At 59.5% G+C, this 15,235-nt stretch carries 18 protein-coding genes; all 18 read left to right on the forward strand.

All coding sequences use genetic code 11. The annotated features are described in order from the left end of the window. Positions 1 to 68: 68 nt before the first annotated feature. Complete coding sequence (gene trmJ / locus LAB08_RS04575) at positions 69 to 839, forward strand: tRNA (cytosine(32)/uridine(32)-2'-O)-methyltransferase TrmJ (RefSeq protein ID WP_096513321.1); 771 nt, start codon at positions 69 to 71, stop codon at positions 837 to 839. Between the two features lie 2 nt (positions 840 to 841). Next, positions 842 to 1,618 (forward strand): serine O-acetyltransferase, encoded by a 777-nt coding sequence (cysE, locus tag LAB08_RS04580; protein ID WP_096513320.1) that lies wholly within the window; start codon positions 842 to 844, stop codon positions 1,616 to 1,618. Positions 1,619 to 1,813: 195 nt separating this feature from the next. Beyond that, positions 1,814 to 2,305, forward strand: a complete 492-nt coding sequence (iscR, locus tag LAB08_RS04585; protein ID WP_003227911.1) for a Fe-S cluster assembly transcriptional regulator IscR — start codon at positions 1,814 to 1,816, stop codon at positions 2,303 to 2,305. A 50-nt stretch (positions 2,306 to 2,355) separates the two neighbouring features. Further along, positions 2,356 to 3,570 carry an IscS subfamily cysteine desulfurase gene (locus LAB08_RS04590; protein WP_096513319.1) on the forward strand — a complete coding sequence of 405 codons (1,215 nt, stop codon included), beginning with the start codon at positions 2,356 to 2,358 and terminating at the stop codon, positions 3,568 to 3,570. Positions 3,571 to 3,653: 83 nt separating this feature from the next. Continuing rightward, positions 3,654 to 4,040, forward strand: a complete 387-nt coding sequence (gene iscU / locus LAB08_RS04595; RefSeq protein WP_007974006.1) for a Fe-S cluster assembly scaffold IscU — start codon at positions 3,654 to 3,656, stop codon at positions 4,038 to 4,040. Positions 4,041 to 4,074: 34 nt separating this feature from the next. Further along, on the forward strand, positions 4,075 to 4,398 hold the full coding sequence (iscA, locus tag LAB08_RS04600) for an iron-sulfur cluster assembly protein IscA (RefSeq protein WP_003227904.1): 324 nt from the start codon (positions 4,075 to 4,077) through the stop codon (positions 4,396 to 4,398). Positions 4,399 to 4,406: 8 nt separating this feature from the next. Next, positions 4,407 to 4,928: a co-chaperone HscB gene (gene hscB, locus LAB08_RS04605; RefSeq protein WP_096513318.1), complete on the forward strand. Its 522-nt coding sequence runs from the start codon at positions 4,407 to 4,409 to the stop codon at positions 4,926 to 4,928. 51 nt (positions 4,929 to 4,979) lie between these two features. Further along, positions 4,980 to 6,842 (forward strand): Fe-S protein assembly chaperone HscA, encoded by a 1,863-nt coding sequence (hscA, locus tag LAB08_RS04610; protein ID WP_096513317.1) that lies wholly within the window; start codon positions 4,980 to 4,982, stop codon positions 6,840 to 6,842. 2 nt (positions 6,843 to 6,844) lie between these two features. Further along, positions 6,845 to 7,186, forward strand: coding sequence for an ISC system 2Fe-2S type ferredoxin (gene fdx / locus LAB08_RS04615; protein WP_085715824.1), 342 nt, complete (start codon positions 6,845 to 6,847; stop codon positions 7,184 to 7,186). A gap of 14 nt (positions 7,187 to 7,200) precedes the next feature. Then, complete coding sequence (gene iscX, locus LAB08_RS04620) at positions 7,201 to 7,401, forward strand: Fe-S cluster assembly protein IscX (RefSeq protein WP_096513316.1); 201 nt, start codon at positions 7,201 to 7,203, stop codon at positions 7,399 to 7,401. Between the two features lie 88 nt (positions 7,402 to 7,489). Continuing rightward, the gene (ndk, locus tag LAB08_RS04625) at positions 7,490 to 7,915 is read left to right on the forward strand and encodes a nucleoside-diphosphate kinase (protein ID WP_007903599.1); all 426 of its coding nucleotides are present in this window, start codon (positions 7,490 to 7,492) and stop codon (positions 7,913 to 7,915) included. A 28-nt stretch (positions 7,916 to 7,943) separates the two neighbouring features. Then, the gene (rlmN, locus tag LAB08_RS04630; RefSeq protein WP_096513315.1) at positions 7,944 to 9,089 is read left to right on the forward strand and encodes a dual-specificity RNA methyltransferase RlmN; all 1,146 of its coding nucleotides are present in this window, start codon (positions 7,944 to 7,946) and stop codon (positions 9,087 to 9,089) included. Positions 9,090 to 9,105: 16 nt separating this feature from the next. Then, entirely contained in the window at positions 9,106 to 9,864 is a 759-nt protein-coding gene (gene pilW / locus LAB08_RS04635; protein WP_096513314.1) for a type IV pilus biogenesis/stability protein PilW, read from the forward strand. After that, positions 9,864 to 10,895 (forward strand): RodZ domain-containing protein, encoded by a 1,032-nt coding sequence (locus LAB08_RS04640; protein WP_096513313.1) that lies wholly within the window; start codon positions 9,864 to 9,866, stop codon positions 10,893 to 10,895. The genes pilW and LAB08_RS04640 overlap by 1 nt, the downstream gene beginning before the upstream one ends. Positions 10,896 to 10,898: 3 nt before the next feature. Continuing rightward, entirely contained in the window at positions 10,899 to 12,008 is a 1,110-nt protein-coding gene (ispG, locus tag LAB08_RS04645; RefSeq protein ID WP_003185136.1) for a flavodoxin-dependent (E)-4-hydroxy-3-methylbut-2-enyl-diphosphate synthase, read from the forward strand. A gap of 22 nt (positions 12,009 to 12,030) precedes the next feature. Then, complete coding sequence (gene hisS, locus LAB08_RS04650) at positions 12,031 to 13,320, forward strand: histidine--tRNA ligase (RefSeq protein WP_096513312.1); 1,290 nt, start codon at positions 12,031 to 12,033, stop codon at positions 13,318 to 13,320. A gap of 42 nt (positions 13,321 to 13,362) precedes the next feature. After that, positions 13,363 to 14,004, forward strand: coding sequence for a tetratricopeptide repeat protein (locus tag LAB08_RS04655; protein WP_096513311.1), 642 nt, complete (start codon positions 13,363 to 13,365; stop codon positions 14,002 to 14,004). Continuing rightward, complete coding sequence (gene bamB / locus LAB08_RS04660; protein ID WP_096513310.1) at positions 13,997 to 15,148, forward strand: outer membrane protein assembly factor BamB; 1,152 nt, start codon at positions 13,997 to 13,999, stop codon at positions 15,146 to 15,148. The genes LAB08_RS04655 and bamB overlap by 8 nt, the downstream gene beginning before the upstream one ends. Positions 15,149 to 15,235 lie beyond the last annotated feature (87 nt).

Genomic DNA, 15,235 nt, shown 5'->3' on the forward strand with positions numbered 1-15,235 from the left:
TTCATGGCTTAACGGTAGTTTGAGCTGTAAGATTCTGCTCCCCCTGTCTATGTTCGAGAGCGCCTCCCTTGCTGCAAAACATTCGTGTCGTCCTGGTCAATACCAGCCATCCGGGCAATATCGGCGGGACCGCGCGCGCCATGAAAAACATGGGGCTGTCGCGGCTGGTGCTGGTCGAGCCACGCTTGTTCCCGCACCACGAGGCCGACGCACGTGCTTCCGGCGCCGGTGACATCCTTGAAAAAGCGCAAGTCGTCGCCACCTTGGAAGATGCCTTGGTCGGTTGCAATCTGGTGCTGGGCACCAGTGCTCGCGATCGTCGGATTCCCTGGCCGCTGCTCGATCCCCGCGAATGCGGTGCGAAGGTGGTCGAGGAAGCGGCGCAGGGCGCCGAAATCGCCCTGGTGTTCGGTCGCGAAGATTCCGGCCTGACCAATGAAGAGCTGCAGCGATGTCATTATCACGTGCACATCCCATCCGACCCTGAGTTCAGTTCGCTGAACCTTGGGGCGGCGGTGCAGGTGTTGAGTTATGAAGTGCGCATGTCCTGGCTGGCGGCTGAAGGTCAGCCGAGCAAGGTCGAGAAGGAAGAGGTGGCATCGGTCAAAAGCGCTGAGCTGGCGACCATGGACGAACTCGAACGATTCTACGAGCACCTGGAGCAAACCCTGGTGGCGATTGAATTCCTCGATCCGGAAAAGCCACGGCACTTGATGGCGCGCCTGCGCCGGTTGTACGGACGCAGCTCGGTCAGCCGGGCGGAAATGAATATATTGCGTGGCATCCTCACGGAAACCCAGAAAGCGGCCCGTGGTGAGCTTCTAAAGCGGAAGGATTAATGATGTTTGAGCGTTTGCGTGAAGATATCCAAAGCGTATTTCATCGAGACCCGGCGGCGCGTAACGCTTTTGAAGTCCTGACGTGCTACCCGGGCATGCACGCCATCTGGATTCACCGTTTGTCGGCGGCCCTGTGGCGCGCAGACCTGAAATGGCTGGCGCGCCTGGTGTCGAACTTCGGTCGCTGGTTGACCGGGATCGAGATTCATCCAGGCGCCAAGGTCGGTCGCCGTTTCTTTATTGACCATGGCATGGGCATTGTCATCGGCGAAACCGCAGAGATCGGCAATGACGTCACTCTCTATCAGGGTGTGACCCTGGGTGGCACCAGCTGGAACAAGGGCAAGCGTCACCCGACCCTTGAGGATGGCGTAGTAGTTGGGGCAGGCGCGAAGGTGCTGGGCCCGTTCACCGTCGGTGCCGGGGCCAAGGTCGGTTCCAATGCCGTGGTCACCAAGGCGGTTCCGGCGGGTGCGACTGTTGTCGGTATCCCGGGGCGGATCATCGTCAAGTCCGACGAAGAGCAGGACGCCAAGCGCAAGGCCATGGCCGAGAAAATCGGTTTTGATGCCTATGGTGTCAGCGAAGACATGCCTGACCCGGTGGCGCGCGCCATCAATCAACTGCTCGATCATCTGCAGGCGGTCGATGGTCGCCTGGAGGGCATGTGCGGGGCGTTGAAGGATCTGGGCAGTAATTACTGTGCCAAGGATCTGCCTGAGCTGCGCGAAGAAGACTTTGCGTGTGTGAAGGACAAGGATCAATCCCGGGCCAGCTGATGCCTTTGTAGGAGCTGCCGCAGGTCGTATTCAGGCAATGGCACAGCGCTAAGCGGTGTGCCATTAAGCCGCAGACCCTGATATCATGCGCCCGCTCTTCGCGGGTAAACCCGACTAAAGCACTAGGTCTTATAGTTGACTTAAATACTCGGGAATTGCATACTCGCCTCATTCCGAACTCCGTGGTAATTGTCCATGCGACTGACTACAAAAGGCCGATACGCCGTGACCGCCATGCTCGATCTGGCGTTGCACGCGCAGCACGGGCCCGTGTCCCTGGCCGATATCTCCGAGCGCCAAGGCATCTCCCTGTCCTACCTCGAGCAGCTTTTCGCCAAGCTGCGCCGCAGCAATCTGGTGTCCAGTGTTCGTGGTCCAGGCGGCGGCTACCAGCTGTCTCGCGACATGCAGGGTATCCAGGTCGCCCAGGTGATCGATGCGGTGAACGAATCGGTCGATGCCACCAAATGCCAGGGGCAGGGTGATTGCCATTCGGGCGACACCTGTCTGACCCACCACTTGTGGTGCGATCTGAGCCTGCAGATACACGAATTTCTGAGCGGTATCAGCTTGGCTGACCTTGTGACTCGCCGTGAGGTGCAAGAAGTAGCCCAGCGTCAGGATCAACGCCGTTGCAACAGCAAGGCGCCACGCCTGGACAAGATTGAAGCGTCCGCCGTCGAATGACAGCCATAGAGCTAACGGCGCGCCAGCCAGCCTGATTTAGGAGATAGTCCATGAAATTGCCGATTTACCTTGATTACTCTGCGACGACCCCGGTTGATCCGCGTGTCGCGCAAAAAATGAGTGAATGCCTGCTGGTCGACGGAAACTTCGGTAACCCGGCGTCCCGTTCCCACGTGTTCGGCTGGAAAGCTGAAGAGTCCGTCGAAAACGCCCGTCGTCAGGTGGCCGACCTGGTCAATGCCGACCCGCGTGAAATCGTCTGGACCTCCGGTGCCACCGAATCCGACAACCTGGCAATCAAGGGTGCGGCACATTTCTACGCCACCAAAGGCAAGCACCTGATCACCACCAAGATCGAGCACAAGGCTGTCCTGGACACCATGCGCCAGCTGGAGCGTGAAGGTTTCGAAGTCACCTACATCGAGCCTCGTACCGATGGCCTGGTCACTCCGGAAATGGTCGAAGCCGAACTGCGTGACGACACCATCCTGGTTTCGGTCATGCACGTGAACAACGAAATCGGTACCGTGAACGACATCGCCGCCATCGGCGAACTGACTCGTTCCCGGGGCATCCTGTTCCACGTTGACGCCGCTCAGTCCACCGGCAAGGTCGACATCGACCTGCAGAAACTGAAAGTCGACCTGATGTCGTTCTCCGCCCACAAGACCTATGGCCCTAAAGGCATCGGCGCCCTGTACGTGAGCCGCAAGCCGCGTGTTCGCATCGAAGCGACCATGCACGGCGGCGGTCACGAGCGCGGCATGCGTTCCGGTACCCTGGCGACCCACCAGATCGTCGGCATGGGTGAAGCCTTCCGCGTGGCCAAGGAAGACATGGCTGCCGAGAACGTGCGCATCAAGGCCCTGAGCGACCGCTTCTACAAGCAGGTCGAGCATCTGGAAGAGCTGTACGTCAACGGCAGCCTGACCGCCCGCGTTCCGCACAACCTGAACCTGAGCTTCAACTACGTTGAAGGCGAGTCGCTGATCATGGCGCTCAAGGATCTGGCGGTGTCGTCCGGTTCGGCCTGCACCTCGGCTTCGCTTGAGCCTTCGTATGTGCTGCGCGCCCTGGGCCGCAACGACGAACTGGCACACAGCTCGATCCGTTTCACCTTCGGCCGTTTCACCACCGAAGAAGAAATCGACTACGCCGCGCAGAAAGTCTGCGAGGCCGTTACCAAGCTGCGCGCTCTGTCGCCGCTGTGGGACATGTACAAAGACGGTGTCGACATTTCGAAAATCGAGTGGGCGGCACACTGATTTCAAGTCGCCGCGAACCGGCCCCGTGGACTCAGGTTCCGGGGCTCAAAGAGCGACTCTCTGATGAGTGAGGATTAAGCATCATGGCTTACAGCGAAAAGGTCATCGACCACTACGAAAACCCGCGCAACGTCGGCAAGATGGACGCGGAAGATCCTGATGTCGGCACCGGCATGGTCGGCGCTCCGGCGTGCGGCGACGTGATGCGCCTGCAGATCAAGGTCAACGACGCCGGCATCATCGAAGATGCCAAGTTCAAGACTTACGGCTGCGGTTCGGCTATCGCCTCCAGCTCCCTCGCCACCGAGTGGATGAAGGGCAAGACCCTGGACGAAGCAGAAACCATCAAGAACACCCAGCTGGCCGAAGAACTGGCCCTGCCGCCAGTGAAAATTCACTGCTCGGTACTCGCTGAAGACGCCATCAAGGCCGCCGTTCGCGATTACAAGCAGAAGAAAGGCTTGATCTGACTTTCAGGATTTGGCGACGAGTAAGGAGTCACCGATGGCTATCAGCATGACAGAAGCGGCTGCTCGACACGTGCGACGCTCCCTCGACGGGCGCGGCAAAGGTGAGGGGATTCGCCTGGGTGTTCGCACCACAGGCTGCTCCGGCCTTGCCTACGTGCTGGAGTTTGTCGACGAGGTGGTTGCAGAGGATCAGGTGTTCGAAAGTCACGGCGAGAAAGTGATCATCGACCCGAAAAGCCTGGCCTACCTGGACGGCACCGAACTCGATTTCGTCAAGGAAGGGTTGAACGAAGGCTTCAAGTTCAACAACCCCAACGTACGCGGTGAATGTGGCTGCGGCGAAAGCTTCAACATCTGAGGCTGCTCGTGGGTACTCCTTGTCATTTCGCTTTATTTGAGCTGCAACCGAGTTTCAACCTGGATCTCGATCAGTTGGCTTCGCGTTACCGCGAGCTGGCGCGCAGCGTTCATCCGGACCGCTTTGCTGACGCCTCCGAGCGTGAGCAGCGGCTGGCGCTAGAGCAATCCGCGAGCCTCAACGAGGCCTACCAGACGCTCAAGAGTCCCCCCAAGCGCGCGCGTTACCTGCTCGCCTTGAGTGGTGGCGAGCTGCCGCTGGAGGTTACGGTGCATGATCCGGAATTTCTTCTGCAACAGATGGAGTTGCGCGAAGAGCTCGAGGACCTGCAGGACAGCGCCGACTTGTCGGGTGTTGCTGCGTTCAAGCGCCGCCTCAAGTCTGCTCAGGATGAACTGAACCAAAGCTTCGCAGCTTGCTGGAACGATGTCGCGCAACGTGAACGGGCCGAACGCCTGATGCGGCGCATGCAGTTTCTCGACAAGCTCACCTACGAAGTGCGCCAGTTAGAAGAGCGCCTCGACGATTAACCCAGTGCCGCTCCGGTCGCACGCCTGATATACAGATAAGTCCTGATAACGATGGCCCTACTGCAGATCGCCGAACCCGGCCAAAGTCCTCAACCGCACCAGCGTCGTCTGGCTGTGGGGATCGACTTGGGCACTACCAATTCGCTGGTCGCTGCATTGCGCAGTGGTCTTTCCGAGCCTCTGGCTGACGCAGAAGGGCGGGTCATCCTGCCGTCTGCCGTGCGCTACCACGCCGATCGCGTTGAGGTCGGCGAGTCGGCCAAGCTGGCTGCCGCCACCGATCCCTTGAACACCGTGCTGTCGGTCAAGCGCTTGATGGGTCGTGGTCTGTCCGACGTCAAGCAATTGGGCGACCAGTTGCCCTACCGTTTTGTCGGTGGCGAATCGCACATGCCGTTCATCGACACGATCCAGGGTCCGAAAAGCCCGGTCGAAGTCTCTGCCGATATTCTCAAGGTCCTGCGCCAGCGCGCGGAAGCGACCTTGGGCGGTGAATTGGTAGGTGCGGTCATCACCGTTCCGGCCTATTTCGACGACGCTCAGCGTCAAGCCACCAAGGATGCGGCCAAGCTGGCCGGCCTCAACGTGCTGCGTTTGCTTAATGAGCCGACCGCGGCAGCGGTGGCTTACGGCCTGGACCAGCACGCCGAAGGCCTGGTCGCCATTTATGACCTGGGTGGCGGCACCTTCGATATTTCGATTCTGCGCCTGACCGGCGGTGTCTTCGAAGTGCTGGCCACTGGCGGCGACAGTGCATTGGGCGGCGATGACTTCGATCACGCGATCGCTGGCTGGATTATCGAGGGCGCCGGCCTGTCCGCCGACCTCGATCCAGGCGTGCAACGCAACTTGCTGCAAATCGCCTGTGCCGCCAAGGAAGCCCTGACCAACGCCGCGTCGGTAGAGGTCGCTTATGGCGCCTGGAAGGCCGAGCTGAGCCGTGAAGCCTTCAATGCGCTGATCGAGCCGATGGTCGCCCGCAGTCTGAAAGCCTGCCGTCGTGCGGTGCGTGATTCCGGAATCGAACTGGAAGACGTGCATGCCGTGGTCATGGTCGGTGGTTCGACTCGCGTTCCTCGCGTTCGCGAAGCCGTCGCCGAAGCCTTCGGTCGCCAGCCGCTGACTGAAATCGACCCGGATCAAGTGGTGGCCATTGGTGCTGCGATCCAGGCCGATACCCTGGCCGGCAACAAGCGTGACGGCAGTGAGCTGCTGTTGCTGGACGTGATTCCGCTGTCCCTGGGGCTGGAGACCATGGGCGGCCTGATGGAGAAGGTGATTCCGCGTAACACCACCATCCCTGTCGCCCGCGCCCAGGACTTCACCACTTATAAAGACGGCCAGTCGGCCATGGCCATTCATGTCTTGCAGGGCGAGCGCGAGCTGATCAGTGACTGCCGCTCCCTGGCGCGCTTCGAATTGCGCGGTATCCCGGCGATGGTGGCGGGTGCGGCGAAGATTCGCGTGACCTTCCAGGTCGATGCCGACGGTCTGCTGAGCGTCTCCGCTCGTGAGCTGGGTTCGGGCGTTGAGGCCAGCATCCAGGTCAAGCCGTCCTACGGTCTGACCGATGGCGAAATCGCCAAAATGCTCAAGGATTCGTTCCAGCACGCCAATGACGACAAGGTGGCCCGCGTACTGCGCGAGCAGCAGGTCGATGCCCAGCGTCTGATCGAAGCGGTGCAGGCTGCCCTGGAAGCCGACGGCGAGCGCCTGCTCGATGCCGATGAACGCATGGTCATTGACATGCAGGTGCAGGAACTGGCCGAACTGATGAAAGGTACCGATGGCTACGCCATCGAGCAGCAGACCAAGCGTCTGTCGCAAGTGACCGATGCCTTTGCTGCCCGCCGCCTGGATTCGACGGTGAAAGCCGCGCTGGCGGGGCGCAACCTGAATGAGATTGAGGAATAACGATGCCGCAGGTCATTTTTCTGCCACACGAAAAGTTTTGCCCGGAAGGCATGGTCGTGGAGGCTGAGACCGGTACGTCCATCCTCGAACTGGCTCATGAGCACCATATCGAGATGGAAAGTGCCTGTGGCGGCGTCTGCGCCTGCACCACCTGCCACTGCATCATCCGCGAGGGTTTTGACTCGCTGGAAGAGGCCGATGAGCTGGAAGAAGACTATCTTGACAAGGCTTGGGGGCTGGAAGCTCAGTCGCGCCTGGGCTGTCAGGCAAAGGTCGGTACTGAAGACCTGACCGTCGAAATTCCGAAGTATTCGCTCAACCACGCAGCCGAAGCACCGCACTGATTCAAGGAATTGTCATGAAACTCAAGTGGACTGATGTGCTGGAGATCGCGATCCAGCTGGCAGAAAGCAAGCCCGACGTGGACCCTATGTCGGTCAATTTCGTCGATCTGCGTAAATGGGTGATGGAATTGCCCGAGTTCGACGACCACCCTGAGCATTGTGGCGAAAAGATCCTGGAGGCCATTCAGGCCCACTGGATCGAAGAACGCGACTGAGCCACGCCGCAGGTTAGGCAATACCCGAGAACCCGCGTATAATTCGCGGGTTTAATTTTTCGTAAATTACCGTTTCTGGAGTTACACCATGGCTGTTCAACGTACTTTCTCCATCATCAAGCCTGACGCCGTTGCTAAAAACGTGATCGGCGAGATCACCACTCGTTTCGAAAAAGCAGGCCTGCGCGTTGTAGCTTCGAAACTGAAGCAACTGTCCAAAGCCGAAGCCGAAGGCTTCTACGCTGAGCACAGCGCTCGTGGTTTCTTCAACGACCTGGTTGCTTTCATGATCTCCGGTCCGGTTGTCGTTCAGGTTCTGGAAGGCGAAAACGCTATCGCTCTGAACCGTGAGCTGATGGGCGCTACCAACCCTAAAGAAGCTGCTGCCGGCACCATCCGTGCTGACTTCGCTGACTCCATCGACGCCAACGCCGTACACGGTTCGGACTCCGAAGCCGCTGCTGCTCGCGAAATCTCGTACTTCTTCGCAGCTACTGAAGTAACCACTCGCTAAGCATTGGCTTAAGAGTGAAGGTGAATCCATGACTACATCGACTGTTAAAACCAACCTGCTGGGTCTCACCCAGCCGGAAATGGAAAAATTCTTCGACTCAATCGGGGAGAAGCGTTTCCGTGCCGGTCAGGTAATGAAATGGATTCACCACTTTGGCGTGGATGATTTCGACGCCATGACGAACGTCAGCAAGGCCTTGCGCGAAAAGCTCAAGGCTGTTGCTGAAGTTCGCGGTCCGGAAGTGGTCAGCGAGGACATCTCCAGCGACGGCACCCGCAAGTGGGTGGTGCGCGTGGCGTCCGGCAGCTGCGTCGAGACCGTGTACATTCCCCAGGGCAAACGCGGCACCTTGTGCGTTTCGTCCCAGGCAGGCTGTGCCCTGGACTGCAGTTTCTGCTCCACCGGCAAGCAAGGCTTCAATAGCAACCTCACCGCCGCCGAAGTGATCGGCCAGGTGTGGATTGCCAACAAATCCTTTGGCAGCGTCCCGGCAACCGTCGACCGTGCCATCACCAACGTGGTGATGATGGGCATGGGTGAGCCGCTGCTGAACTTCGACAACGTCATTGCCGCCATGCATCTGATGATGGATGACCTGGGCTACGGCATTTCCAAGCGCCGCGTGACCCTGTCCACCTCGGGCGTGGTACCGATGATCGATGAGCTGTCCAAGCACATCGACGTCTCCCTGGCGTTGTCCCTGCACGCACCGAACGACGCATTGCGTAACCAATTGGTGCCGATCAACAAGAAGTATCCGCTTAAGATGCTGCTCGAGTCGTGTCAGCGCTACATGTCGTCCCTGGGCGAAAAGCGCGTGCTGACCATCGAGTACACCTTGCTCAAGGACGTGAACGACAAGGTCGAGCACGCCGTTGAAATGATCGAGCTGCTCAAGAACATCCCGTGCAAGATCAACCTGATTCCATTCAACCCGTTCCCGCACTCCGGGTACGAGCGGCCGAGCAACAACGCCATTCGTCGGTTCCAGGATCAGCTTCATCATGCCGGTTTCAACGTCACTGTCCGCACCACCCGTGGTGAAGACATCGACGCAGCCTGTGGTCAACTGGTAGGGCAGGTGCTGGATCGCACCCGTCGCAGCGAACGTTATATCGCCGTGCGTGAGTTGAACGCCGACAGCGATCTGGCGCAGAACGCCGCGAACAAGTAATCAAGAGAGGATCTCTATGTCCCTGCGCTTTGCGCTGCTTTTGCTATTGGCCAGCCTCTGTGCTGGCTGTGTGCTTTCGGGCGATTACAACCCGATGAAGACCAGCAAGGGCCGCGACGAAGCGCGTGAGGCGTATGTGCAACTGGGCATCGGCTATCTGCAACAGGGCATGACCGAACGGGCAAAAGTGCCGTTGAAAAAAGCGCTGGAGCTGGATGATGCGGACCCGGACGCCAACGCGGCACTGGGGCTGGTGTTCCAGGCCGAGATGGAGCCGGAACTGGCTGACCAGCACTTTCGCAAGGCGTTGTCTTCCCGTCCCGCCGATGCACGGATCCTCAACAACTACGGCAGTTTTCTTTTCGAGCAAAAACGTTACAAGGAAGCCTACGAGCGCTTTGAGCAGGCCGCCGCCGATACCCTGTATCCTGAGCGTTCGCGAGTGTTCGAGAACCTGGGCATGACCGCTTCGATGCTCGGCCAGCGCGACCTGGCCCGGCAGCAACTGGAAAAAGCCCTGCGTTTGAATCGCCAACAACCACGTGCATTGCTGGAAATGGCTGAGTTGTCTTACGAAGACAGGCATTATGTGCCCGCGCGTGACTACTACGATCGTTTTAGCCTGCTCGCCGAGCAAAATGCACGTAGTCTATTGCTCGGCGTTCGGCTGGCAAAAGTGTTTGAAGATCGCGACAAGGCCGCCAGTTTTGGCCTGCAATTAAAACGACTCTATCCCGGTACACCGGAATATCAGCAATACCTGTCGGAGCAATGATGAAAGCGGCGCATCCCGAAGTTGTAGCAGCGAATCGCGTTAACCCCGGTGAGACCTTGCGCCAGGCCCGCGAAAGCAATGGCTGGTCGCTGGCCGAAGTGGCCCTCAAGCTCAACCTCACCGTCAGTTCCCTGAGCAATCTGGAAGCCGGCGATTTCGACAAGCTGCCCGGGCACACCTTTGCTCGCGGCTATATTCGTGCCTATGCCAAATTGCTCGGCATGGACCAGGCCGTTCTGGTCCAGCAGTTCGACCAATCCACCGGCACCGACTCCCAGGGTAGCAGCGTGCATAGCCTGGGTCGTATCGAAGAGCCGGTCCGGGTTTCCCACACTATCCTGCGCATTGTCAGCCTGTTGCTGCTGGTGGCGGTGATTGGCGGTGGTTTTGTCTGGTGGCAGGATCAAACCTCGCTGCGCACCAAGGACCTGGTCAGCCTGAGCCCTGAACACGTGGAAGTCGAAGGCGCGGACGGCACTACCCAGATTCATCCGCTGGACGAGCCGGAAGACCAGGCTGTCGCGGAAGGTCAGGCTGAAAGTTCCACTGCCCTGGCATTGCCACAGGCCGAGACTTCGGCTGAAGCACCGGCTGAAACTCAAGTTTCGGCACCTGCGGCTTCGGTGCCAACAGCACCGGTGCACAGCCCTGCTCCGGTTGTCGCGACGCCTGCGACTCCAGCCCCGGCTGTTCCCGCCGTACCGGCACCGACTGTGACAGCACCGATTGCCCCGAGCATTCCCGCACAAGCCGCTGCCACACCGGCTCCGGCAGCTGCTCCGGTTGCCGGCCAGGGTCAGGTTAAATTGCAATTCACCGCCGATTGCTGGACACAAGTGACCGACGGCGGTGGCAAGGTGCTATTTAGTGGTCTCAAGCGTAAAGGCGACAGCCTTTCCGTCAGCGGCAAGCCACCGTTTGCCGTACGCCTGGGCTTCGCCCGTGGCGCGCAGGTCAGCTACAACGGCCAGGCGGTCGATGTAGCTCCGTTCACCAGTGGCGAGACTGCTCGCCTGAAGTTGGGTCAATAACTCATGCACGGCGAATCTCCAATCAAACGTCGCGAGTCCCGCAAGATCTGGGTCGGTAACGTGCCTGTTGGCGGCGATGCACCTATCGCTGTACAGAGCATGACCAACAGCGACACCAATGATGTCGCTGCCACCGTGGCGCAGATCAATCGTCTGGAAGCGGCTGGTGTCGATATCGTGCGGGTATCCGTACCGGACATGGATGCCGCCGAGGCCTTCGGCAAGATCAAGCAACTGGTCAAGGTGCCGTTGGTGGCCGATATCCATTTCGACTACCGCATTGCGTTGCGCGTCGCCGAATTGGGTGTCGACTGCCTGCGAATCAATCCGGGCAACATCGGTCGTGAAGATCGCGTACGCGCCGTGGTCGATGCCGCCCGTGATCGCGGGATTCCGATTCGCATCGGCGTCAACGCCGGTTCCCTGGAAAAAGACCTGCAAAAGAAATACGGCGAGCCGACCCCGGCCGCGCTGGTCGAGTCGGCCCTGCGCCACGTCGAGCACCTTGAACGCCTGAACTTCCAGGACTTCAAGGTCAGTGTGAAAGCCTCCGACGTGTTCATGGCCGTCGAAGCCTATCGCCTGCTGGCCAAGGAAATCGTCCAGCCGTTGCACCTGGGCATCACCGAAGCCGGTGGTTTGCGTTCTGGCACGGTGAAATCCGCCGTGGGCCTCGGTATGCTGCTCGCCGAAGGGATTGGCGATACTATCCGCATCTCGTTGGCGGCTGATCCGGTCGAGGAAGTGAAAGTCGGCTACGACATTCTCAAATCCCTGCACCTGCGTTCCCGTGGCATCAACTTCATCGCCTGCCCGAGTTGTTCGCGGCAGAACTTCGATGTGGTCAAGACCATGAACGAGCTGGAAGGGCGCCTTGAAGACCTGCTGGTGCCGCTGGATGTTGCGGTCATCGGTTGCGTGGTCAACGGGCCGGGTGAAGCCAAGGAAGCCCATATCGGCTTGACCGGCGGCACGCCAAACCTGATTTACATCGACGGCAAGCCGTCGCAGAAACTGACGAATGACAATCTGGTGGATGAGCTTGAACGCTTGATCCGCCAGAAAGCGGCCGAAAAGGTCGAAGCTGACGCTGCCGTCATCGCGCGCGGCTGATCGAACGAATTAAGGAAATTTTGTGAGCAAGTCTCTGCAAGCCATTCGTGGCATGAACGACATCCTGCCCGAACAGACCCCGCTGTGGCGTCATTTCGAAGGCAAAGTTTCGCGCCTGCTGGATAACTACGGTTACAAGCAGATTCGTATGCCGATCGTCGAGTTCACCGAGCTGTTCAAGCGCTCCATCGGTGAAGTGACCGACATCGTCGAAAAAGAGATGTACACCTTCGAAGACCGCAACGGTGATTCCCTGACCCTGCGTCCGGAAGGTACCGCGGCCTGTGTGCGTGCTGTGCTGGAACACGGCATCACCGGCGGTGGCCAGGTGCAGAAGCTTTGGTACATCGGTCCGATGTTTCGCCACGAGCGTCCACAGAAAGGCCGTTACCGCCAGTTCCACCAGATTGGCGTCGAAGTGTTCAACCTCGACGGTCCGGACATCGATGCCGAACTGATCGTGCTGACCTGGCGCCTGTGGGGCGAGCTGGGCATCCGCGATGCGGTCAAGCTTGAACTCAACAGCCTGGGCACCAGCGAATCCCGTGGCCGTTATCGTGAAGCCCTGGTCGAGTTCCTGTCCGGGCATCTGGACAAGCTGGACGAAGACAGCCAGCGTCGCCTGAAAACCAACCCGCTGCGGGTACTGGACACCAAGAACGCCGACACTCAGGCGATCCTGGTCGATGCACCGAAAATGGCCGACTACCTCGACGAAGAGTCCCGCGTGCACTTCGAGGGCCTCAAGGCTCGTCTGGACGCCGCCGGTATTCCTTACGTGATCAACCCGAAGCTGGTTCGCGGGCTGGATTACTACAGCAAGACCGTTTTCGAATGGGTCACCGACAAACTGGGTGCCCAGGGCACCGTGTGTGCCGGTGGTCGCTACGACGGCCTGGTCGAGCAGATGGGTGGCAAGCCGACCACCGGTGTCGGTTTCGCCATGGGCATCGAGCGCCTCGTCCTGCTGCTGGAAACCCTGGAGCAGATCCCGGAAGAGATCTCCCGTCAGGTGGATGTCTACCTCTGCGCCTTCGGTGAAGAAGCCGAGCTGGCCGGTCTGGCCCTGGCCGAGCGTGTGCGTGACCAATTGCCCAACCTGCGCCTGCAAGTGAATGCCGGCGCGGGCAGCTTCAAAAGCCAGTTCAAGAAAGCCGACAAGAGCGGTGCGCTGTATGCACTGATCCTCGGTGACGACGAGATGGCCCAGCAAGTGGTAGGTTTCAAACCCCTGCGTGGCCAGGGCGAACAACAAAGTATTGCCTGGGATGCGCTTGCTGCACACCTGGCCACCTGCGTCGTGCAGGGTTGAAGCTGTCATAAACAGCCGAATTAGCGATTAAGGAGTATTGGGGTGTCGAGTACCGAAGAGGAACAGCTGGCGGATTTGAAGGACTGGTGGTCACGCAACGGCAAGCCCCTGGTCACTGGCGGCCTGTTGGCGCTGGTCATCGTGTTCGGCTGGCAAGCCTTTCACAAGTATCAGAGCAATCAGTCGCAAGGCGCCTCGATGCTCTATCAGCAATTGCTGGAAACCACGCTGACGCCTAGTGGCAAGCCTGATGCGGCCCGTGTTTCGGACCTGGCGGCCAAGCTCAATAGCGAGTTCGGCGGTAGCGCCTATGCGCAATACGGCAGCCTGTTCGTAGCGAAAGTCGCCGTCGACAGCGGCAAGCTCGATGACGCAGCCAGCGAGCTGAAAGCCATCGTTGCCAAGCCAGCCAATCCGGCGCTGGGCGAAATCGCCCGTCAGCGCCTGGCACAGGTGCTGGCCGCGCAGAACAAGGCCGACGAAGCCCTGAAACTGCTCGAAGGCGATGCCGACAAGGCCTTCCTGGCTACTCGCGAAGAACTCAAGGGCGACCTGCTTGTGCAGTTGGGTCGTACCGATGAAGCGCACGCGGCGTATCAAAAAGCCAAGGCGGCACTGTCGGATGAAGCGGCGGTCGGTGGCCTACAAATCAAGCTGGACGACCTGGCCAAAGGGGATGCGTGACGTGATTCGTTGGAAACATGCAGCATTGCTGGCTCTGGCCATTCTGGCCGCGGGTTGCAGCAGCAACAGCAAGAAAGAACTGCCACCGGCCGAGTTGACCGATTTCAAGGAAGAAGTGGTTCTGAAGAAACAATGGAGTCGTTCGATCGGTGACGGTCAGGGCGAAACCTACAACATGCTGGTACCGGCCATCGATGGCGATACCATCTATGCCGCCGATGTGACCGGTGTGGTGATGGCGCTGAATCGCAGCAACGGCGACGTCAAGTGGAAGAAAGATCTCGAACTGCCTGTTTCCGGTGCCGTTGGCGTTGGTTACGGTCTGCTGACGATTGGTACGCTCAAGGGTGAAATCGTTGCCCTGGACGCCATCAACGGTGAAGAGAAATGGCGCGCTCGCGTGTCCAGCGAAGTCCTCGCACCACCCGCCAACAATGGTGATGTGGTCGTGGTCCAGACCCAGGACGACCGTCTGATCGGCCTGGATGCCGCGACCGGCAACCAGCGTTGGTTGTACGACAGCACGCCTGCGGTACTGACTCTGCGCGGCACCAGTGCGCCGATCGTCACCAACCGCCTCGCGGTGGCTGGCTTGTCGACCGGTAAAGTGGTCGCTCTCGACATTTCCAACGGCGTGCCGGTGTGGGAACAGCGTGTAGCGATCCCGCAAGGTCGTTCGGAGCTGGAGCGCGTCGTCGATATCGACGGCGGCCTGCTGCTGTCCGGCGACAAGATTTATGTCGCGAGCTATCAGGGTCGCGTTGCGGCACTGGACCTGCAAAGCGGTCGTCAGCTGTGGCAGCGTGATGCTTCCAGCTACGCTGGCGTCGCCCAGGGTTTCGGCAGCGTCTATGTGAGCCTGTCTTCGGGCACCGTTGAAGGCGTCGACGAGCGTTCCACCACTGCCCTGTGGAGCAACGATTCGCTGGCCCGCCGTCAACTGTCGGCACCGGAAGTGTTCTCCAGCTACGTTGCAGTCGGTGACCTGGAAGGTTACCTGCACCTGCTGAGTCAGGTGGACGGTCGTTTCGTCGGCCGCGAACGCATCGACAGCGACGGCCTGCGTGCCCGTCCGCTGGTGGTGGGTGACACGATTTATGTATATGGCAACAGCGGCAAACTGGAAGCCCTGACCATTAAGTAAAGGTTTGACTATGCTTGGGGTTAACCCCCAAGCGGCCCCGATATACGGGGTTTGCAGCGTTTGCATACGCTGCCCCGAGCACCAGCC

This window comes from Pseudomonas izuensis, assembly GCF_002356535.2.
GTDB classification, from domain to species: Bacteria; Pseudomonadota; Gammaproteobacteria; order Pseudomonadales; family Pseudomonadaceae; genus Aquipseudomonas; species Aquipseudomonas izuensis.

Bases quoted from the DNA above. Each gene is read 5' to 3' on its own strand.
- cysE (WP_096513320.1), top strand. From the start codon at position 842: ATGTTTGAGCGTTTGCGTGAAGATATCCAAAGCGTATTTCATCGAGAC.
- iscR (WP_003227911.1), top strand. From the start codon at position 1,814: ATGCGACTGACTACAAAAGGCCGATACGCCGTGACCGCCATGCTCGAT.
- LAB08_RS04590 (WP_096513319.1), top strand. From the start codon at position 2,356: ATGAAATTGCCGATTTACCTTGATTACTCTGCGACGACCCCGGTTGAT.
- iscU (WP_007974006.1), top strand. From the start codon at position 3,654: ATGGCTTACAGCGAAAAGGTCATCGACCACTACGAAAACCCGCGCAAC.
- iscA (WP_003227904.1), top strand. From the start codon at position 4,075: ATGGCTATCAGCATGACAGAAGCGGCTGCTCGACACGTGCGACGCTCC.
- hscA (WP_096513317.1), top strand. From the start codon at position 4,980: ATGGCCCTACTGCAGATCGCCGAACCCGGCCAAAGTCCTCAACCGCAC.
- fdx (WP_085715824.1), top strand. From the start codon at position 6,845: ATGCCGCAGGTCATTTTTCTGCCACACGAAAAGTTTTGCCCGGAAGGC.
- iscX (WP_096513316.1), top strand. From the start codon at position 7,201: ATGAAACTCAAGTGGACTGATGTGCTGGAGATCGCGATCCAGCTGGCA.
- ndk (WP_007903599.1), top strand. From the start codon at position 7,490: ATGGCTGTTCAACGTACTTTCTCCATCATCAAGCCTGACGCCGTTGCT.
- rlmN (WP_096513315.1), top strand. From the start codon at position 7,944: ATGACTACATCGACTGTTAAAACCAACCTGCTGGGTCTCACCCAGCCG.
- pilW (WP_096513314.1), top strand. From the start codon at position 9,106: ATGTCCCTGCGCTTTGCGCTGCTTTTGCTATTGGCCAGCCTCTGTGCT.
- LAB08_RS04640 (WP_096513313.1), top strand. From the start codon at position 9,864: ATGAAAGCGGCGCATCCCGAAGTTGTAGCAGCGAATCGCGTTAACCCC.
- ispG (WP_003185136.1), top strand. From the start codon at position 10,899: ATGCACGGCGAATCTCCAATCAAACGTCGCGAGTCCCGCAAGATCTGG.
- bamB (WP_096513310.1), top strand. From the start codon at position 13,997: ATGCGTGACGTGATTCGTTGGAAACATGCAGCATTGCTGGCTCTGGCC.